This is a genomic window from Mesorhizobium sp. M0816, from assembly GCF_040320005.1.
Lineage (GTDB): Bacteria > Pseudomonadota > Alphaproteobacteria > Rhizobiales > Rhizobiaceae > Mesorhizobium.
This window is the reverse complement of the sequence record NZ_JAMYOT010000001.1, coordinates 141458-160466: the sequence shown is the minus strand read 5'-3', so window position 1 is coordinate 160466 and position 19009 is coordinate 141458. Positions and strand designations below refer to the sequence as shown.

The window sequence follows — 19009 nt, the reverse complement described above, 5'->3', positions numbered from 1 at the left end:
ATCGGGCGCGCGTTCCAACTCGACGCCCATGAAGCCGTGTAACCTCGGCCAGTTGCGATCGCCCCGGTGACCGAACGGAGTGCTGAATTGCTGCGGCAAGGTGGAACCCTTTGCTTGACCGACGAAAAACCGGCGTCATTGCTGCTAGCAGATTCAGGTAAACCGATATTAAAGTCGTTGCTTTGAATGGTAGCGAACCGGGTTTGTCCGGCGCGCTCAGCGAATGTGGATTGATTACGCATTCCACGGCGAACCATAGCGGCTACCCAAAAGTTTCCGGCCGATCTAGCAAGAACGCTCGGGGCACCAGCATGTGTCATCGGATGTGATCGGCCATCGCAGGCGCCGTTCGGCGATGCCGAGTTGACAAGATCATCCGTTTACATCTGACATGTTAGCGTGCTAACGCTACGTCCACATTGATTACAACGGAGATCGCATTGGCTTCCCGCTTTGGTCTTTCGGTTGCCCTGACCACACCCTTCGACCCGTCGGGGCAGATAGCGCTCGCGCCGATGATCGCGCATGCCCGAGCCTGCCTTGGCGCCGGCTGCAGCAGTGCGACGCTGTTCGGCACCACCGGCGAAGGAGCCTCGGTCGGCACCGACGAGCGGCGGATCGTCACCGAAGCCATGCTGGCGGCCGGTATTCCGGCACATCAGCTCGTTGCCGGCGTGCTGGTCGATGCAGCCGAAGATGCCGCCGATCAGGCTCGGCACGCTTTGCAGCGCGGCGTTCGCAACATTCTGCTCGCTCCGCCGAGCTACTTCAAGAATGTCGGCGAGGACGGGCTGTTCGGATGGTTTTCCGCCGTCTTCGCCGCACTCGGTCTGCTGGCGCGCGACGTGCTGCTCTATAACATCCCCTCAGTCACCATGGTGCCGCTCCCGCTTAGGCTGATTAGCCGGCTGCGCGCCGCTTTTCCCGCTGTGGTGGCCGGGGTGAAGGATTCCGGCGGGGACTGGAGCTACAGTGAGGCGCTGCTTGAGGCGCACGGCGATCTGGTGATCCTCATCGGCGACGAACGGCATCTGGCGAGAAGCGTGCGCCGCGGCGGACAGGGCGCGATTTCCGGCATGGCTAATTTTGTTACCGGCGAAATCCGGGCAATGGTCGAAAACGGGGGCGACGACCCACGCGTCGAAGACTTCGTGCTCGAATTGCTCAAGTACCCGGTCACGCCGGCGGTGAAGGTCATGGTCGCGCGCAAGACCGGCGACGAGCGCTGGCTGGCGGTCCGCCCGCCCCTAGAGGCGATCGATCCGCAGGGACAGCGGCAGCTTGCCGCTGCCTACGACAGGCTGTTTGCGACAGAGGCGGCCTGACCGATAAGGCCGGGCTGACCGACAAGGAAGCGAGCTGAAGTGGAAGACGGCAGCGAACCGATCACTCTCCGGGAGAAGGCCTATGCCAGCTTCACGCGGCATTTGCTGGCCCGCGATCTGCGGCCGGGGCAGTTCGTGTCACAGCGCGAACTGGTCGCTTTCACCGGGCTGCCGCTGGGTGCCATTCGCGAGATCGTCCCGCGTCTCGAGGCCGAGGGACTGCTGACCACCATCCCGCAGCGCGGCATGCAGATCGCGCATATCGATATCAATCTGATCCGCGAGGCGTTTCAGTTTCGGTTGTTCATGGAACGCGAGGCAGTGGCGCTATTCACGACCAGCGCTTCTGATGCCGAACTTGCCCGCATGCGGCGAGAACATGAAGAGATGCTGGCTCAAGCTCTCGGGCAGGCGCCGACGCCGGAAATGGAAGCCAAGGCCCAGAACATCGACTGGGCGATGCACGACACCTTCATCAATGCGCTCGGCAACGAGATTATCGCCAAGGCCTATCTGGTCAACTCGGTGAAAATCCGGCTGATCCACCAGGAGCGTTTCCGCATCGACGGTCGTGTGGTGCCGGTGATGCGCGAACATTTGGCGGTCATCGAAGCCATGGAGAGCCGCAATCCGCAAAAAGCGGTTGAAGCGATCAGTCTGCATATCGACAATGCGCGCCGGCTGGCGCTCCAGATCTGAGGAAATATAGCCGCGCCGCGGTTCGCGGCGCATCCACAACGACAGCAACCGGGAGGAAGAAATGTCGTCCAATCTGTTCAACCCAACCAGGAGGCAACTCCTTGCCGGAACCGCGGCGCTAACCGCTGCCGGCCTTGTGGGGCTTCGCCCCGGCTTTGCCGCAGGCGTTGACTGGAAACGCTTTGCCGGGACGACGCTTGACGTCAATCTGGTGAAAAGCCCACGCAGCGACACCATCCTGAAATATCTCGCCGAGTTCGAGGAACTGACCGGCATCAAGGTCAATGCCGAGGCAACGCCCGAGCAGCAGCAGCGCCAGAAGACGGTGATCGAGTTGAGCTCGGGCAAGCCGAGCTTCGACGTCGTGCATCTGAGCTACCACGTGCAGAAGCGCCAGTTCGAGAAGGGTGGCTGGCTGGCCGACATCGCCGGCTATCTCGCCGATCCGTCGCTCACCGACCCGGCGCTGGTCGAAAGCGACTTCGCCGAAGCCGGCATGCTGTTTGCCAAGGACGGCCAGGGCGTGCTGCGCTCGCTACCGTTCTCGGTGGACTACTGGATCCTGTATTGGAACAAGGAGCTGTTCGAGGCCAAGGGCCTCAAATACCCAGAGACCTTCGAGCAACTGGTGGCAGCCGCCGAAGCGCTGACCGACCCCTCGACCAATACATACGGCTTCGTCGCCCGCGGGCTCAAGAACGCAAACACGCCGGTGTGGACGTCGCTGATGCTCGGCTACGACATGACGCCGCTAGATGACAACGGCAAGCTGCGCACCGAGGCTCCCGAGGCGATCGAGGCTGCCGCGCTCTATCAAAGATTGATGACCAAGTCCGCCCCTCCGGGCGTTACCGGGTTCAACTGGGCCGAAGCACAGTCGGCCTTCCTGCAGGGCAAGATCGGCATGTGGCTCGACGGCGTGGGTTTTGCCCCGCCGATGGAAAATCCGGAAAAATCGAGGGTGGTCGGCAAGGTCGGTTACGGCGTGATGCCCAAGGGTCCCAAGACGCATGCCTCGGGCACCTTCGGCGACGGGATTGGCGTTACCGCCGCCAGCGAGAAGAAGGAGGCTGCCTATCTGTTCTGCCAGTGGGCGGTATCGCCAACCATGGGTGCACGGCTGTTGCAGGCCGGCGCCGGCGTTCCGTTCCGCAAATCCGTGCTGGAGGATCCCAAGGTGCGCGAAGGCGTCACCATGCCGGCAAGCTGGCTTGATGCCGTGGTCGGCTCGGGCAATATCAGTCGGCTGGCACTGCCGGTCATCATCCCGGTCACGGAATTCCGCGACATTTATGGTGTGGCGTTGACCAACATGATTGCCGGCGCCGATCCAGCCGCGGAGCTGAAGAAGGCCACCGAACAGTTCCAGCCGGTTCTCGATAGGAGCGAGCAGGGCTGATGTCGGCCACCACCCCAGAACAGACCGGGGTGACGATGCCGGTTATCGACGGGAGCCAGACGATCCGGCTGGCTCCCAACTACTGGCCTTTCGTTGTCCCCGCACTCGTCGTCGTCGGCGCCGTCATCGTTTTCCCCTGGGCTTTCACCCTGTGGATGAGCGTCAATCGCTGGACGCTCGGCCAGTCGCGGAGCTTTGCCGGGATGGAAAACTATCTCCGCCTGGCCAGCGACCCACGTTTCTGGGAATCCCTTGTTCATACGTTGACCTACACCTTCCTCTCGGTTGCAGCGCCGATGCTGCTGGGCACTCTGGCCGCCCTGATCTTCGATGCCAGGTTTCCGCTGCGCGGCTTGCTGCGCGGCGTCTTCGTCATGCCGATGATGGCGACACCCGTTGCCGTCGCACTGGTTTGGACAATGATGTTCCATCCTCAGCTTGGCGTGCTCAACTACCTGCTGTCGCTGGTCGGCATCCCGGCTCAGGAATGGATATTCAACGCCAACACGGTCATCCCGTCGCTGGTTGCGGTCGAGACCTGGCAGTGGACGCCGCTGGTCATGCTGATCGTGCTTGGCGGGCTGGCCTCGGTGCCGCGCGAGCCCTTCGAAAGCGCCGAGATCGACGGCGCCAATGCCTGGCAGCAATTCCGCTATCTCACTCTGCCGATGATCGCGCCGTTCCTGATGATCGCGGTCATCATCCGCACCATCGATGCGCTGAAGAGCTTCGACATCATCTACGCGATGACCCAGGGCGGGCCGGGAACGGCGTCGGAGACCATCAACATCTATCTCTACAACACCGCCTTCTCCTACTACGATATCGGCTACGGCTCGGCCATGGCCGTGGTGTTCTTCATTGTCATCGTGGCCCTGTCGTTTGTCCTGCTGATGCTGCGCCAACGCTCGCAGTGGATCGATACGGAGGGCAAATAGATGAGTTCACGGCTGCTCAACCAGATCGGTCTGTTTTTCGCTGCCCTGGTTTTCGTCTCGCCGGCGATCCTGTTCTTCCTCTGGATGATCTCGCTGTCGCTGAAATTCGAGATCGACAACGGTGCCTATCCGCCGATCCTGATCCCCGAACGCTTCGCCTGGTCGAACTATGTAAAGGTGTTCGAGGAGAACAATTTCCTGCTCTATCTCTGGAATTCGGTTCTGGTGACCGGCACGGCGACCTTGCTGGCGCTGCTGATCGGCGTACCGGCCGGCTATGGCATCGCACGGCTCAAGGCTGAACGATCGGCGGTCGTCATCATGATCGCCCGCATGACGCCTGGGCTATCCTATCTCATCCCGCTGTTTCTGCTGTTCCAATGGATCGGGATACTCGGCACGCTGTGGCCGCAGATCATCATCCATCTGGTGGTGACGGTGCCGATCGTGGTGTGGGTGATGATCGGCTATTTCGAGACCACGCCGATGGAACTGGAAGAGGCGGCCAACATCGACGGCGCCAGCTCCTGGCAGGTTTTCCGGCTGGTTGCCCTGCCCATCGCCAAGCCGGGCATCGTCGTCGCCTTCATCCTGTCCGTGATCTTCTCGTGGAACAATTTCGTCTTCGGCGTGGTGCTCGCCAGCCGTGAGACGCGCACACTGCCGGTCGCCGTCTACAACATGCTGTCCTACGAGCAGGTGAGCTGGGGGCCGCTCGCCGCGGCGGCGCTGGTGGTGACGTTGCCGGTGCTGATCCTGACCATGTTCGCGCAAAGGCAGATCGTCGCGGGGCTGACCGCCGGCGCCGTCAAGGGCGGTTGAGCGCGCGCCCGGACATCACTCTTTTTTCAGGAAAGATCCAATGGCATCGGTAACGATCAACAACGTGCAGAAGGCCTTCGGGGCCACCAAGATCATTCACGACGTCAGCGTCGACATCGCCGACGGCGAATTCGTCATCCTGGTCGGCCCGTCGGGATGCGGAAAATCGACGCTGCTGCGCATGATTGCGGGCCTTGAAACGATCTCCGGCGGAAAGATCGCCATCGGCGAACGTATGGTCAACAATCTGCCCGCGCGGGACCGGAACATCGCCATGGTGTTCCAGAATTATGCGCTCTATCCGCATATGACTGTTGCCGACAATATGGGCTTTGCCCTCAAGATCAAGAGAGCCGATCCGGCCGACACCGCTGGCCGGGTCCGGAAGGCAGCCGGCATTCTTGGCCTGGAAAAGTTGCTTGACCGCTATCCGCGCCAGCTTTCTGGCGGCCAGCGCCAGCGCGTCGCCATGGGCCGCGCGATCGTACGCGACCCACAGGTCTTCCTGTTCGACGAGCCGCTCTCCAACCTCGATGCCAAATTGCGCGTCCAGATGCGCGGCGAGATCAAGGCCCTGCACCAGCGGCTGGGTACCACGACGATCTATGTCACGCACGACCAGATCGAGGCCATGACCATGGCCGACAAGATCGTCGTGCTGCATGACGGCCTGGTCGAGCAGATCGGCGCGCCGCTGGACCTCTACGACCATCCGGCCAACCTCTTCGTTGCCGGTTTCATCGGCTCGCCCGCCATGAACTTCATTGCCGGCCGCATCGAGGAGGGCGTGTTCCGCAGCGCCGGCGGGTTGATCCTGCCGTTGCCGGAAGGCGCCCAGCCGGCGGATGCCGCGGGACGCGAACTCGTCTACGGCATTCGCCCGGAACATATCCGGGCAACCGGGCAGGGCGTGCCGGGCACGATCACGCTTCTCGAGGCGACCGGCTCCGAAATCTTCGCCAGGGTCGACTGCTCCGGTGAAGAAATCTCCTGCCTCTTCCGAGAAAGGCTTGCGCTCAAGCAAGGCGAAGGGGTGCGGATCGAAATCGACCGCGCATGTGCGCATCTGTTCGACGCAGCAACCGGTCGGCGCATCTGACCCGATGGTTTGGTGAATGCGTGGTCGGCCTTAGGTCGGCAAGGCGAATTCACCGGCGAGTTCGATGGCGCGGCCTTCGCAGGCCGATCTCTGGGCGGCGAGACCCATGACGACGGCCCACCAGCCGTCTTGTAAGGTCACTTCAACCTTGCTCTGTCCGCGCACCGCAGCGGTGAAGCGGGCGTGCTCGAAATAGGTCGAACCGTTATGGTCGCCTGCCTCGAGCAGCCGGGGGTCGACGGGAATCTCCAGCAGTCGTGGTCCAGGCGGATTGCGCGGACTAACGATCAACTGGGGCACTGGCGCAGGGCCAAGGTGGGTCGGCCAGAAACGGCCTGGTCCGGGCACCAGACACTCGATCTTTCCGTCGCCGCCGACAGCGCAGAGTTCCTCCTGGTAGCGGCTGCCCTCAGCAAACATGCAGAGTTCCAGCATGGCGCGCGCGCCGCTCGCGAAATCAACCAGCACATAGCCATGGTCAAGGATGTCCGGCCTCTCACCGCCATAGCGTTCGTCGAGATGGTTTACGGCCTGTCCAGCGCTCGCCATCACGCGGACGGGGTCGGATCCGAGGATCAGCCGCATCAGGTCGAAGAAGTGGCAGCACTTCTCGACGAACGTGCCGCCGGTGTTGCGGTTGAAGCGGTTCCAGTCGCCGACCTTGGCCAGAAACGGGAAGCGGTGCTCGCGGATCGTCAGCATGCGGATGCCGCCGGCGGCGTGGCGCGCCTGCTCGACGAATACGGCGACGGGGGGCATATAGCGATATTCCATAGCCACCCAGACGAGCGGAAGCCGAGCTTTCAACGCCGCGATCCGCCCCTCGTCGGCGCCCTCGGTGAAGAGCGGCTTTTCCACCAGTACCGGCAGTGGTCGAAGTGCGGCGATCTGCTCCATCTGACCGAGGTGCTGGTGGTTGGGGCTGGCAATCAAGACGCAGTCCACCTCATCCATGGCCAGCAGTTCGGCGATCGATGCCGCCGATCGCGCGCCCGACGCCGTCGCCAGCGACGCCGCCAACATGCCGGGGTCCGGCTCGACGATCGCGGCCACATGCGCGTCGGGCAACAGAGCGATATTGCGGATATGCTCGCGGCCCATCATGCCGCAGCCGATGATGCCGTAGCCGATCGATGATCTGGTCACGCTGCGTCTTCCTCCGGCCTATCTGAAACGCGTGACGTACCGCGCCGCGCCGGGATCGAACCAGCTGCGGGAATATTCCGCGCTGGCGCCGTCGCCAGCCCAGGCGATACGTTCTATGAACCCCACGACCGTCCCCGGCGGTGGCCTGAATTCGAGCGGGGCCCAGTCCGGCGCGGGTGCGACGGCAACATGGTCTTCGGCGCGAACGATCGAAAAGCCGAGCGCGAGCCGGTAGTGGAGATAGAGGGATTCCGACAAATCCTCGCGCTTGAGCCGCTCGGCGCGGCTGACGTCCAGCCAGATCTCCTCGACCGCGGCCGGCTCGCCGTCGAGCCGCCGCAGCCGGCGTATACGGTGGGCTTCGCCGGCGCTGCCGAATTGCGGCAGGTCGGCGGGCTTGGGCAGTCGCTCGACGGACAGCACGTCGGCGCTCGGCAGGCCGCCACCGCCGATGCGCTCCAGGCGAAAAAAGGCATAGACCCCGAGCAAGTCGCCGCGCGCCCGCACATAGTTACCCGAGCCCTGGATGCGGTCGAGAAGGCCCTTTTCGGTCAAATCTGCCAGCGCCCTCCTGAGCGTCCCGACGGCAATCCCAAGGCTCGCGGCCATCTCGCGCTCGGGCGGCAGCCGCGCCCCGTCGGCCAGCCGTCCGGCCGCGATTTCGCGGATCAGCATTTCGCTGGTCTGCAAGTGCACAGGCAAGGGCCCACGCATCTGGCTGGATCGGTGGCCGGGGTCAGCCCTTGTCAAATGCATCCCGCGTTCCAATCGCATCCCGGTTTCGGGTTTGGCTCAAATTGATACAGTATTGATCTACACCAAAACGAATGCTACGCAAGCCCTATTCGCAGCTCCGGACCTCTTTGAAGAATGGCCCGGGCTTCTTTTTGAAGAGTGGCAATGAGCATCGTCCCAATCACCTCGCCGGATCTCGATGCAGCCGAAGTCTCGTGGTTCGCCGCACTCTGCTCGGACGACTATCGCTATCTCGGCGTGCCGGACGGCGCGTTGCGCTCGAGCTGGGCGCATTGCTCCGAGATCGTGAAGACGTCCGAGGAACTAGGTTTCCGCAACATCTTGTGTCCGTCGTCCTATCAGGTCGGCCAAGACACGCTGAGCTTCGTAGCCGGCTGCGCGCCGATCACCTCGAAGATCAATCTGCTCGCCGCTGTGCGCTGCGGCGAGATGCAGCCGATCATGCTGGCGCGCACGATTGCGACGCTGGATCACATGCTGGAAGGCCGGCTGACGGTGAACATCATTTCGTCGGACTTTCCGGGCGAGACAGCCGACAGCGCCTACCGTTATCAGCGTTCGCGCGAGGTTGTGCAGATCCTGCGCCAGGCCTGGACCAGGGACAGCATCGATTTCGAGGGCGAGGTCTATCGCTATAAAGGACTCTCGACGGCGCCAGCGAAGCCCTATCAGCAAAATGGCGGCCCGCTGCTCTATTTCGGCGGTTATTCGCCCGACGCGCTCGAGCTTTGCGCCGAACAGTGCGATGTCTACCTGATGTGGCCGGAAACCAGGGAGGAACTTGCCGGCCGCATGAAGGCCGTCCACGAACGCGCCGAGCGCCATGGGCGGACGCTCGACTACGGCCTGCGCGTCCACATGATCGTGCGCGATACCGAGGCCGAGGCAAAGGAATATGCCCGGGAGCTGGTTTCGAAGCTGGACGACGAGCAGGGCAGGGCGATCCGCGAGCGCGCGCTCGACGCCCGATCGCTCGGCGTATCGCACCAGGCCAGGAACCGCCAGATCGCCGATGCCGAAGGCTATGTCGAGCCGCATCTGTGGACGGGCGTCGGGCGCGCGCGCTCTGGTTGCGGCGCGGCGCTCGTGGGCTCGGCCGATCAGGTTCTGTCGGAAATCGAGACGTATATGAAGATGGGGATCCGCGCCTTCATCTTTTCCGGCTACCCGCATCTCGACGAGGCGCGTCATTTCGGCACCAAGGTGTTGCCCCAGCTCAAGACATGCTCGCTCCCGCACGCCTATGGCCGTGTGCCGGAACGGACCCCGGCGACACCATTGGGAACGGGGGAGCGCCGCTGATGGAGCATGTCGTGTGCGATCCACGCCTTTTGCGCAATGCCTTCGGGCGCTTCGCCACCGGCGTCACGGTCGTCACCACCGGCACGGCCGACGGCCCGGTCGCAATCACTGCCAACAGCTTCTCATCCGTGTCGCTCGATCCGCCGCTGGTGCTCTGGTCTATCGGCCGCCACTCGCGCCGGTTCGAAGCCTTCGCCAATTCCGCGCACTACGCCATTCACGTGCTGGCGGAAGATCAAATCGATCTGTGCTGGCGTTTTTCGAAGTCGGGGACGGACTTTGCCGATCTTGACCTGTCGTGGAGCGAGCACGGCGTGCCATTGCTGCCGCGCGCACTGGCGCGGTTCGAATGCAGCGTCGCCGACCGCTTCCCGGCTGGCGACCATATGATCCTGCTTGGACGTGTCCTTGAACTGCAGACGCAAGAGGGTTTGCCGCTGCTCTTTGCTGGCGGCAAGTCGCGCGCTCAAGAGGCCAGTTGATGACCGCCGGCGCCGCTTCGGGCTGGTGCCGTCGACTGGCGCACCACGAGATTGCAGGCAAGTTCGACGCGACGCGGCGGCGACCCCGAATGGGCCATATCGTCGAGCAGCAGGCTAAGCGCCGCCGATCCGATCTCGCGCATGGGAATGTGCATCGCCGTCAGCGGCGGGTTGCAGAAGGCAGCGAGCGGCAAGTCGTCCATACCGACCACGGACACATCGCCAGGCACCGAATATCCGGCCTCCTGGACGCCGGCGATGGCACCAAACGCCAAGCTGTCGCCGGCCGTCAGCACGGCGGTGAAATCGAGGCCACGGGCCGCGATGCGCTCGGTCACGGCCCTGCTCGCAAGTTCCGGCAGCCAGTCCTGCACCTCGACCACGAAGTCGTCGAAGCCGGCAATGCCGGCTGTGATCAGCGCGTCGCGCCAACCTTCGTAGCGCCGCTCGATCGTGCGCCGGCCACGCCGCATCAGGAACAGGATGCGGCGGTGGCCGAGGCCGATCAGATGCTGCGCCGCAAGCATGGCGGCAGAGCGATTGCAGGGCGTCACGCTCGAATGGCGCATCGAGGGATCGTCGCCGTTGACGAGCACGATCGGCTTGGCGAATCCGGCTGTCAGCGTCAGCACATCGTCATCGTCCAGCGTCAGAAACAGGCAGCCGGCGACACTGTCGTCGCGCTCGGATTCACGCAGCAGCGCGATTTCGTCCTCGGGCGCCGAAACCGGCCGGGTCACGAGTTCGACGCCCAGCAACCGGGCGCGCTCGTTGAGTCCATCAAGGACATGGTAGGTGAACTGATTGCGGGCACTGTCCACCATTGCCACGCTGCTTGCGGCCAGGATGACCTTGCGGCCGGCAACCGAGGCGGGAATGGCATAGTTCATCGACTTCGCCGTTTCGATGATCCTGGTGCGAAGCTCGTCCCTCACGCCGCCGACGCCGCTCAGCGCACGGGAGGCGGTGCTGACCGACACGCCGCAACGCGCCGCTATCTCTTCAAGTCGAATGCGGCGGCTGGGGCGGGCGCGCTTGCCCTGGATATTCATCCGCTCCGTCACCTCCGGCAAAGTCATCCGATTAATGCAAAAAATTTTCAGATTGCGCAAGAAAAATGGCTGTGAAACAGTTCCGATGAAGCGGGAGAAACGGGAGGAGTGATGCCGCTATCGGCCGAACGCCTGAATTCCGTGCTTGCCAGCCTTGTGGCCGGCATGACCGGCTTGCGTCATGACGGGCGGTTCCATGAGCCGAATCTCGACGGCACGCCGGGCGACTATGTCAGCTTCGACAGCTGGGAATGGCCGCAAGGCGTCGGGCTCTACGGGCTGGTTCGGCTGTGGGCGCAGACCGGCGACGATCGGCTGCTGCAGACGATCGAGGCCTGGTACGACCGACGCATCGCTGCCGGTCTCCCTGCGATGAACGTCAACACCACCGCGCCCCTTTTGGCGCTAAGCGAATTGTGGCGGCGCCGGCGCCAGCCGCGCTTCGAGCCGGTGCTGCGCGAATGGGCCGAGCGCGTGGCCACCGCCTTGCCGCGGACGCCCGAAGGCGGTTTCCAGCATGATGTTTCGGACCGGGTCAACGACGACGAATTGTGGGACGACACGCTGTTCATGGTGGCGCTGTTCCTCGCATCCTACGGCCAGGCTGCCGGCCAGCGTCGCTTCGTCGAGGAAGCAGAAAGGCAATTCCTGGTCCACGCCCGTTATCTCGCTGACCCGGCATCAGGGCTGTGGTTTCACGGCTGGACGTTCGCGGGACGGCACAATTTCGCCCGCGCGCGTTGGGCGAGAGGCAATGCCTGGATTACCGTCGGCATCCTGGAACTGGTGGAGTTCGCCGAAATTGCACCTTCGGTCCGGGCCTATCTGCTCGGCGTGCTGGACACGCAGATCAACGCCCTGCTCGAGGTGCAGGCAGGTTCGGGCGCATGGCACACTCTGCTCGACGACCCGACATCTTACGAGGAGATTTCCGCCACGGCCGGCTTCGGCTACGGGTTGATGAAGGCCGCGCGGCTCGGAATCGGCTCGACAGAGTGCCGTGCCGCCGGCCTCCGCGCCTTGGAAGCCGTGGTGGCCAACATCGATGACAAAGGTGTGGTGGCGAACGTGTCCTATGGCACACGCATGGGCGCCGACCTGCAGTTCTATCGCGATATACCCATCCATCCGACGGGCTACGGGCAGGCGCTGGCCATTCTGTGCCTGACCGAAGGGGCGCGGCATCTGCAGTCGAAGGTGGAGGCGGCATGATGCGGGCGCTCTATGGCGCGTCGCCGGGCGATATTGCCGGCATGGACACGGACCGGCTGAGGGCCGAGTTCCTCGTCGACGGCTTGTTCCGGCCTGGCGCGATCGAATTCGTCTACACCCATGTCGACCGCATGATCGTCGGTGGCGCGGTGCCGCTGGCCAACCCGCTGGCATTCGGCAACGGGGCCGAAGTCGGCACCCCGCTCTTCTTTGACGCGCGCGAGATGGGCATCGCCAATCTCGGCGGCAATGGCGCGGTCGCGGTGGACGGCCGGCGCTTTCACGTGGCTAACCGCGACATCGTCTATGTCGGACGCGGAGCGCGTGAGGTGACGCTGGAGAGCGACGATCCGGAGAGGCCGGCACGCTTCTACATGAACTCGGTGCCGGCCGGCGCCAATGTTGCGCACCGTCTCATCGTCAGCAGCGAAGCCAAGCCGCTTGTGCTCGGCGAGGAGGCCCGCGCGAACAGGCGCACGCTGCGCATGTACATCCATCCCGAAGTGGCCCCGTCCTGCCTCTTGCTGATGGGGATCACCGACCTCGCGCCGGGCAGTGTGTGGAACACCATGCCGCCGCATCTGCATGAGCGGCGCATGGAAGCTTATTGCTATTTCGACCTCGCCGAGGCCGACCGTGTAATCCATCTGATGGGCCGGCCAGACAAGACGCGCCACCTGATGGTCGCTGACGGCGACGTCGTCCTGTCGCCTGCCTGGTCTATCCATATGGGTGCCGGCACCGGCCCCTATGCCTTCGTCTGGGGCATGACCGGCGAGAACCAGGCCTACACCGATGTCGATCCAGTTGCCGTGAAGGATTTGCGATGAGCGAGGCCGCGCAAAGCGTTCGGACGGACTTTACGCTGCGCCGGCCGCTCATGGCGGGGCAGCCAATCGTCTATTGGCGGCTCGGGTCTATCGCCGAGCAACGCTACGACGTGGCCGACCAGCCCATGCAAGGCGAGATGGATCCCTTCTTCTTCCTGACCAAGCACAAGAATTTCATTCCCCATGAATATCCGTGCCGCACGCAGTTCGCAGCGGAACGACGCGGCAAGCGACCACAGGTCAGCGCCGAATTCGGCGCCGAGCGCATCTGGCTGCCCTTCGCCTCGCCGCGCATCGACCTATCGGGCTTCTGGTTCCGGCCGACGGTGCTTGGAACCTGGGCCGAGACCACCATCGAGGCGGCCTCGACTGGCGAGGCGCTGGTGCGGCTGCGCACATGCGGCGGCGCCACACTCTTTGCCAATGGCGAGGAAGCCGGCTGGATGGCGCCCTACGGCCGCAACCTGGAAAGTGCAGAGCATTTCAAGATCGCGCTGAAGGCTGGCCGCAACGACGTCCGGATATGGTTCGACGATCTCGCAGAGCGCGACGCCCGCTACTATTTCCAGCTCGATTATCTATCCGGTCCGGCTGCTTCGGTGGCACTGCCGATCGAAGTCGAGAGCGGCGTTGCCGATGCGATGGAAGCAGCCCTTGACGACATGCATTTCGACCGTCCCGCCTATGACGGCGGCGAGGTGGCGCTCGTCACCGGCGTGGCCCTGCCGCGCGACGCGCAAGTCGAGATCGAGATCGAAGGCGATTTCATGTCGATCGAGACGCCGGTGCGCTTCGCCTTCGATCTGCCGGCGGGCCAGACGCGGCTGCCGATCGCCGATACCGAGCAGCTGCCGGCCGACTTTCGCCATTTCAAGGTGGCGCTGACGGTCGCAGACCATTCCGTATCGCGTGTCTTCGGCGTCGAGATATGCCACGCGCGCCGTCAGGGCGATGCGCCGGAAACGCTTACCGCGCGTATAGATGAAGCCCTGCGCGAGGTCGCCGGTCACGCCGAGGCCGACACCGTGCGCGCGCTGGCGCGCCTGGCGATCGGGCGGCAGGGCGCCGAGACCGACGCCATGATCTCTGGCACGCTGCCGGCGATCGAGGATTGTCACGATTGCGCCGACTTCATCCTGGTGCCGCTGCTGTGGTGCCGCAAGGCCTATGGCGATCGGCTGGAAGCGAGCCTGCGCGCGCGCGTCGACAACGCCATCCTCGGCTATCGCTACTGGATGGACGAGCCCGGCAATGATGTGCAGTGGTACTTCTCCGAGAACCACGCGCTGCTCTTCCACACCGCCGCCTATATTGCCGGGGGCCTGTTGCCTGATGTGCGGTTCGTGCGGTCGGGCCGCCTTGGCCGCGAACAGTCCGCGGTTGGAGCCGCGCGTGTACGCGCCTGGCTCGACCATTTCGAGGCATGGGAGATGGCCGAGTTCAACTCGGCGCCTTATTTCCCGATCGACCTCAAGGGCCTGTGCGCGCTTTACGCGCTGGCCCCGGACAAGGACATCGCCGAACGTGCCGGCAAGGCAATCATACGCCTGCTTGAAATCGTCGCCCGCTCGGCGCATCGCGGCATCCTCACCGGGGCGCAGGGCCGCTCCTATGAGCACACGCTGCGCGCCGCGCGTTCCCTGGAATTATCCGGCATCTGCCGCATGCTTTGGGGCAAGGGCAACTACGGCATGCGCTTTCACGCGCTGCCGCAGCTGGCATTGTGCCTGCGGGATCACGATTTGAGCGTTCCGGACGGGTTGGCAGCAATTGCTTCCCTCACCGACGATACGGCGTGGGAATGGACTTTTGCGCAGGGACAAGACCGCTTCGCGCGGCTCTACCACTACAAGACGCGCGACCATGCGATGGGCAGCGCCGCTGGCTACCGCTGGAACCAATGGGGTTATCAGGAGACCGTCATTCACGCCCGGCTGGGCAAGAATCCGGATGCGCAGATCTGGATCAACCACCCCGGCGAAGTGCTGCAGTCGGGATATGGCAGACCATCATATTGGGGTGGCTCAGGCACTTTGCCCCGGCTTCACCAATACCGCGACCTCGCCGTCGTCAGCTTCTTCTGCTCGGATGAACAACCCGACTTCACGCACGCCTGGTTTCCCGCACGTGCCTTCGATGCCGTGCAAGTGGGTGGCGATCGGGCGTTCGCGCAATCGGGCGACGCCTTCGTCATGCTGAAGACGGATGTTCCGCTCACGCAGGTAGTGGCCGGCCCGACGGCCGGCAACGAGTTGCGGGCGGCGGGACGCAGGACGACATGGATCATTCGCCTCGGTGACCAGAATGCCAATCGGCCGGCCCTCGACGCCTGGACTGCCGTTTTTGGGGACCTGTCGGTGCGGTCGGGTCCCGGCGGCGAGTTGATCGTCGAGGATCCGGAATACGGCACGGTGCATTTCCTCGCCGACGCAAGGATCGTGGCTGAGGGACGTACACTCGATCCGGCCAACTGGACCGTGCGCGGTGAGGCGATGCGCATGAAGCACAGAGAGTAGGGAGGAGATCGGCTGCGACGCTCAAGAGGAGGAGGGCGTAGCAGGCTTGAACCATCGGGGCGCCGCCCCGCTAAAGGAGGAGACGAAGCATGAATAAGACCCGCACTTTGCTGGCCGCGCTATCGGTCAGCCTGCTCGCATCGACCAGCGCGTTTGCCGGCGACGTGCGTATCATGTGGTATTCGGACGGTGTCGAGGGCGATGTCATCCAGGACATTCTGAACCGCTTCATGAAGGACAATCCCGACATCCACGTCACGCTCGACAACGTCGCCTACAAGGTGATCCAGGAGCAGTTGCCCATCCAGCTCGAAGCCGGCCAGGGTCCGGACATCGCCCGCGTCACAAACATCAAGGAGCTTGCCCAGCACTGGCTCGATCTCAGGCCACTGGTGGCCGATCCGAAATATTGGGAGGACAATTTCGCTGACACGCTGGACTGGATGCGCCCCGACGGCTCCAACGCCATCCCGGGTTTCATGACCCAGCTCACGCTCACCGGCGGCTTCGCCAACAAGACGCTGTTCGAACAGGCCGGCGTGCCGCTGCCCGGTGACAAGGCGACCTGGGACGACTGGGTCAAAGCCGCCGCCGAGGTGGCGAAGAGCCAGCAGCTTCCGGCTGCCTTCGCCATCGACCGTTCCGGTCACCGCATTTCGGGTCCGAATGTCTCCTTCGGAGCGAACTATATCGGCCCCGATGGCATGCCGGCGAAAGTGGACGACGGCACCAAGGCTTTCGTCGGCAAGCTCGTCGACTGGACCGCCAAGGGCCTGATGCTGAAGGATACCTGGGTTTCGGCGGCAGGCTCGACCTATCGCGCGGCCGCCGACGACTTCATCAACGCCCAGATCCCGTTTTATTATTCGGGTAGCTGGCAGGTCGCCAATCTATCGACCAAGATCGGCGATAGTTTCGACTGGGTGGCGACCGGCTCGCCTTGCGCTACCGCAGGCTGTTCGGGCGTGAAGGGCGGCGCGGCGCTGGTCGCCATCAAATACACGAAGAATCCCAAGGACGTCGCCAAGGTCATGGATTATCTGGCCCGTGAAGACGTGGTAAAAGAGTTCAGCGAGCGCACGCTGTTTCTGCCCGCGCACAAGGGCGTCGTAGACAAGGGCGGGCTGAAATGGGTCTCGGCCGACAAGAACGTCGGTCCGGCGCTCGACAAGTTCGTCAAGGCGGCGGGTGAAACCCTGCCGGCGGCCGATGCGCTGCCGCCGTGGAAGTGGGCCAACGCTTACTTCGCCGCGCTGGTGACGCGCGTCAGCCAGGTGATGGCCGGCGAGCTCAGCCTCGACGATGCCTGGGGCAGGATCGACCAGGATATCGCCGACAAGGTTGCCGAGGCGAAGTGACCGCCGCCGCGACACTGAAGGCAGGGATTGGCGCCGCCCTCGCGGCGCCGGTCGTGTGGCTGGCGTCGATCGTCAACGTGCCGCTGAAGTTCTGGCAGCGAGCGACGGGCACCGGCGGCATGGCCGCGTTCTTCCTCGCCCCAAACATGGCGATCTTCGGCATTTTCGTCCTGGTGCCGATGATCATCAACTTTTTCTATTCGGCCACGTCGGGAACGGCCTACTTCCTGCAGGACCGAACCTATGTGGGGCTCGAGCAATATCAGCGCCTGCTCGATTGCGGCAACTACCTGGACACTGCCACTTGCCACGAGGATCTCTTCTGGAAGGCCGTGCACAATACCGGCCTGTTCGTCGTCGTGCAGGTGGCGCTGATGACGGTCGTGTCGATGGCGACAGCGTTGATCCTCAACCGCGAGATCGTCGGGCGCAGCTTCTGGCGCGCGGTGTTCTTCTTTCCGGTGCTGTTGTCGCCCGTCGTCACCGGCCTGATCTGGCGTTGGATCCTGCAGCGCCAGGGTCTGCTCAACCTGATCGTCCATGATCTGGGCGGCGAGCCGCACAACTGGCTGACAGACCGTTTCTGGGCTTTCACCGCCGCGGTCAGCGTTTCGGTTTGGGCACATATGGGCTTCTATACGCTGATCTTGCTTGCCGGATTGCAGGCGATCCCGCGCGACCTTTACGAAGCGGCCGAGATGGACGGCACGAAGCCGGCGCGGGTGTTCTGGCGCATCACGCTGCCGCTGCTGATGCCGAATCTGCTTGTCGTTATCGTACTGGCGCTGATCCGCGCTGTGCAGATCTTCGACGAAGTCTATGTGCTGACGGGTGGAGGGCCGGGAACCTCGACCCTCTATATCACGCAGTACATCTATGAGATCGGCTTCGCCTCCCTGCTGCGCAACCCGGGGCTGGCTTCGGCGGCTTCGATCCTGATGGGGTTGGTGCTGGTCGTGCTCACCTTGGTTCAGCTGCAGGTCGGACGCCGGGGTGAGCGGAAAGGAGCCCGCGAATGAGCGGCGTGATGACATTCCTGACCCGCCGGCGCGGCGGTCGCGGCTGGCACTGGACGGATATCGTGAGCTGGCTGTGGCTGCTCGGCGGCGTTGTCATCATGTTCGGCCCGGCCGTCTGGCTGGTGGGTTCGTCATTCAAGACGCCGGCACAGCTCGCCGAGTTCCCGCCGACCATAATGCCTTATGTCAGCCAACACGCGAGGGTCGAAGGCTACGACAAGCCGCTGACCCTCTACAGGGTGAAGTTGCCGGATGGTTCGACCAAGGTGCTGGCCGAGGTGCGGCGCATCGGCATCGTGGCGCAAATGGTGGATCCGCAGGCGCCGAACGATATCGTGAAGGTCAACATCGCCGACCGGCAGCCGGTGCGCGAAATCGGCTTCGCGACGGAGAATTACACCGAGCCCTTCGTCCATTTCGACTTCCTGCGCTATCTGCGCAATTCGGTTTTTGTGACGGCAATGGCAACGCTGATCACGCTGCTCACCAATTCGATGGCCGCCTTCGCCTTGTCGAAATACAAGTTCCGCGGTCGCGATCTGACGATGCTTGTGATCGTCGGTACGCTGATGGTGCCGCTGTCGGTCATCCTGGTGCCGCTCTATTCGGTGGTGGGCGCCGTCGGACTGCTCGATTCGCTGTGGGGCGTGATTTTGCCGACCGTGGCGACGCCAACCGGCGTCTTCCTGCTGCGCCAATATATGCTGACCATCCCCGACGAGCTGCTCGATGCGGCGCGCATGGACAACGCTTCCGAATGGCAGATCTACTGGCGCATCGTATTGCCGCTTGCAGCACCGGCGCTCGCCGTGCTGGCGATCTTCTCGGTCGTCTGGCGCTGGAACGACTTTCTGTGGCCGCTGGTGGTGCTGTCGCGCAAGGAACTCTACACACTCCAGGTCGGCCTCAACACCTATGCCGGCCAGCTAAACGTGCAGTGGCACTACATCCTGGCGATGACCGTGGTGACGATGATCCCCGTCGTCCTCGTCTTCGTCTTCCTGCAGCGTTACATCACTTCCGGCATTGCCGGCACCGGGCTGAAGTGAGGATG

At 63.5% G+C, this 19009-nt stretch carries 17 protein-coding genes; 14 read left to right on the top strand and 3 right to left on the bottom strand.

Features of this window, described 5'->3' with window-relative positions; translation table 11 throughout:
• Positions 1-440 precede the first annotated feature (440 nt).
• The 6 genes from NKI17_RS00770 (at position 441) to NKI17_RS00745 (ending at position 6282) form a co-directional block, all read left to right on the top strand.
• Positions 441-1325 (top strand): dihydrodipicolinate synthase family protein, encoded by an 885-nt coding sequence (locus NKI17_RS00770; protein ID WP_352905256.1) that lies wholly within the window; start codon positions 441-443, stop codon positions 1323-1325.
• Positions 1326-1364: 39 nt separating this feature from the next.
• Complete coding sequence (locus NKI17_RS00765) at positions 1365-2024, top strand: GntR family transcriptional regulator (protein WP_023674176.1); 660 nt, start codon at positions 1365-1367, stop codon at positions 2022-2024.
• Positions 2025-2085: 61 nt separating this feature from the next.
• On the top strand, positions 2086-3423 hold the full coding sequence (locus NKI17_RS00760) for an extracellular solute-binding protein (protein ID WP_352796010.1): 1338 nt from the start codon (positions 2086-2088) through the stop codon (positions 3421-3423).
• 35 nt (positions 3424-3458) lie between these two features.
• The gene (locus NKI17_RS00755) at positions 3459-4361 is read left to right on the top strand and encodes a carbohydrate ABC transporter permease (protein WP_245274609.1); all 903 of its coding nucleotides are present in this window, start codon (positions 3459-3461) and stop codon (positions 4359-4361) included.
• Positions 4362-5183 carry a carbohydrate ABC transporter permease gene (locus NKI17_RS00750; protein ID WP_023674179.1) on the top strand — a complete coding sequence of 274 codons (822 nt, stop codon included), beginning with the start codon at positions 4362-4364 and terminating at the stop codon, positions 5181-5183.
• A 40-nt stretch (positions 5184-5223) separates the two neighbouring features.
• Positions 5224-6282 carry an ABC transporter ATP-binding protein gene (locus NKI17_RS00745; RefSeq protein WP_352905255.1) on the top strand — a complete coding sequence of 353 codons (1059 nt, stop codon included), beginning with the start codon at positions 5224-5226 and terminating at the stop codon, positions 6280-6282.
• A gap of 30 nt (positions 6283-6312) precedes the next feature.
• On the opposite strand, the gene NKI17_RS00740 is transcribed toward NKI17_RS00745, so the two are convergent.
• A complete protein-coding gene (locus tag NKI17_RS00740) occupies positions 6313-7386 on the bottom strand; it encodes a Gfo/Idh/MocA family protein (RefSeq protein WP_502894405.1) in 1074 nt (357 codons plus the stop codon).
• Positions 7387-7446: 60 nt separating this feature from the next.
• A complete protein-coding gene (locus NKI17_RS00735; protein WP_352745534.1) occupies positions 7447-8103 on the bottom strand; it encodes a GntR family transcriptional regulator in 657 nt (218 codons plus the stop codon).
• 225 nt (positions 8104-8328) lie between these two features.
• Here NKI17_RS00735 and NKI17_RS00730 point away from each other — a divergent pair, with 225 nt between their 5' ends.
• Both NKI17_RS00730 and NKI17_RS00725 read left to right on the top strand, forming a co-directional pair.
• Positions 8329-9486 (top strand): LLM class flavin-dependent oxidoreductase, encoded by a 1158-nt coding sequence (locus NKI17_RS00730; RefSeq protein WP_352905254.1) that lies wholly within the window; start codon positions 8329-8331, stop codon positions 9484-9486.
• Positions 9486-9968 carry a flavin reductase family protein gene (locus tag NKI17_RS00725; protein WP_023674185.1) on the top strand — a complete coding sequence of 161 codons (483 nt, stop codon included), beginning with the start codon at positions 9486-9488 and terminating at the stop codon, positions 9966-9968. The genes NKI17_RS00730 and NKI17_RS00725 overlap by 1 nt, the downstream gene beginning before the upstream one ends.
• On the opposite strand, the gene NKI17_RS00720 is transcribed toward NKI17_RS00725, so the two are convergent.
• On the bottom strand, positions 9953-11020 hold the full coding sequence (locus NKI17_RS00720; protein ID WP_352796004.1) for a LacI family DNA-binding transcriptional regulator: 1068 nt from the start codon (positions 11018-11020) through the stop codon (positions 9953-9955). The two genes, NKI17_RS00725 and NKI17_RS00720, sit on opposite strands and share 16 nt — an antisense overlap.
• 111 nt (positions 11021-11131) lie before the next feature.
• Between NKI17_RS00720 and bglB the strand changes: the two genes are divergently transcribed.
• The 6 genes from bglB to NKI17_RS00690 all read left to right on the top strand — a co-directional run bounded on the left by bglB (position 11132) and on the right by NKI17_RS00690 (position 19004).
• On the top strand, positions 11132-12232 hold the full coding sequence (bglB, locus tag NKI17_RS00715) for a beta-galactosidase BglB (RefSeq protein WP_352576542.1): 1101 nt from the start codon (positions 11132-11134) through the stop codon (positions 12230-12232).
• Positions 12229-13062, top strand: coding sequence for a 5-dehydro-4-deoxy-D-glucuronate isomerase (gene kduI / locus NKI17_RS00710; RefSeq protein ID WP_352635291.1), 834 nt, complete (start codon positions 12229-12231; stop codon positions 13060-13062). The genes bglB and kduI overlap by 4 nt, the downstream gene beginning before the upstream one ends.
• Positions 13059-15578 (top strand): hypothetical protein, encoded by a 2520-nt coding sequence (locus tag NKI17_RS00705; protein ID WP_023674189.1) that lies wholly within the window; start codon positions 13059-13061, stop codon positions 15576-15578. The genes kduI and NKI17_RS00705 overlap by 4 nt, the downstream gene beginning before the upstream one ends.
• 89 nt (positions 15579-15667) lie before the next feature.
• Complete coding sequence (locus NKI17_RS00700; protein ID WP_352635289.1) at positions 15668-16936, top strand: ABC transporter substrate-binding protein; 1269 nt, start codon at positions 15668-15670, stop codon at positions 16934-16936.
• Entirely contained in the window at positions 16933-17955 is a 1023-nt protein-coding gene (locus NKI17_RS00695; protein WP_023674191.1) for a carbohydrate ABC transporter permease, read from the top strand. The genes NKI17_RS00700 and NKI17_RS00695 overlap by 4 nt, the downstream gene beginning before the upstream one ends.
• A complete protein-coding gene (locus NKI17_RS00690; protein ID WP_023674192.1) occupies positions 17952-19004 on the top strand; it encodes a carbohydrate ABC transporter permease in 1053 nt (350 codons plus the stop codon). Before NKI17_RS00695 ends, NKI17_RS00690 begins: the two co-directional genes overlap by 4 nt.
• Positions 19005-19009 lie beyond the last annotated feature (5 nt).

Excerpts from the sequence above, each read along its gene's own strand:
- NKI17_RS00700 (WP_352635289.1), top strand. The coding sequence starts at position 15,668 with ATGAATAAGACCCGCACTTTGCTGGCCGCGCTATCGGTCAGCCTGCTC.
- NKI17_RS00750 (WP_023674179.1), top strand. The coding sequence starts at position 4,362 with ATGAGTTCACGGCTGCTCAACCAGATCGGTCTGTTTTTCGCTGCCCTG.
- kduI (WP_352635291.1), top strand. The coding sequence starts at position 12,229 with ATGATGCGGGCGCTCTATGGCGCGTCGCCGGGCGATATTGCCGGCATG.
- NKI17_RS00755 (WP_245274609.1), top strand. The coding sequence starts at position 3,459 with ATGCCGGTTATCGACGGGAGCCAGACGATCCGGCTGGCTCCCAACTAC.
- NKI17_RS00720 (WP_352796004.1), bottom strand. The coding sequence starts at position 11,020 with ATGAATATCCAGGGCAAGCGCGCCCGCCCCAGCCGCCGCATTCGACTT.
- NKI17_RS00690 (WP_023674192.1), top strand. The coding sequence starts at position 17,952 with ATGAGCGGCGTGATGACATTCCTGACCCGCCGGCGCGGCGGTCGCGGC.
- NKI17_RS00725 (WP_023674185.1), top strand. The coding sequence starts at position 9,486 with ATGGAGCATGTCGTGTGCGATCCACGCCTTTTGCGCAATGCCTTCGGG.
- bglB (WP_352576542.1), top strand. The coding sequence starts at position 11,132 with ATGCCGCTATCGGCCGAACGCCTGAATTCCGTGCTTGCCAGCCTTGTG.
- NKI17_RS00730 (WP_352905254.1), top strand. The coding sequence starts at position 8,329 with ATGAGCATCGTCCCAATCACCTCGCCGGATCTCGATGCAGCCGAAGTC.
- NKI17_RS00705 (WP_023674189.1), top strand. The coding sequence starts at position 13,059 with ATGAGCGAGGCCGCGCAAAGCGTTCGGACGGACTTTACGCTGCGCCGG.
- NKI17_RS00740 (WP_502894405.1), bottom strand. The coding sequence starts at position 7,386 with ATGATGGGCCGCGAGCATATCCGCAATATCGCTCTGTTGCCCGACGCG.
- NKI17_RS00745 (WP_352905255.1), top strand. The coding sequence starts at position 5,224 with ATGGCATCGGTAACGATCAACAACGTGCAGAAGGCCTTCGGGGCCACC.
- NKI17_RS00735 (WP_352745534.1), bottom strand. The coding sequence starts at position 8,103 with ATGCTGATCCGCGAAATCGCGGCCGGACGGCTGGCCGACGGGGCGCGG.
- NKI17_RS00760 (WP_352796010.1), top strand. The coding sequence starts at position 2,086 with ATGTCGTCCAATCTGTTCAACCCAACCAGGAGGCAACTCCTTGCCGGA.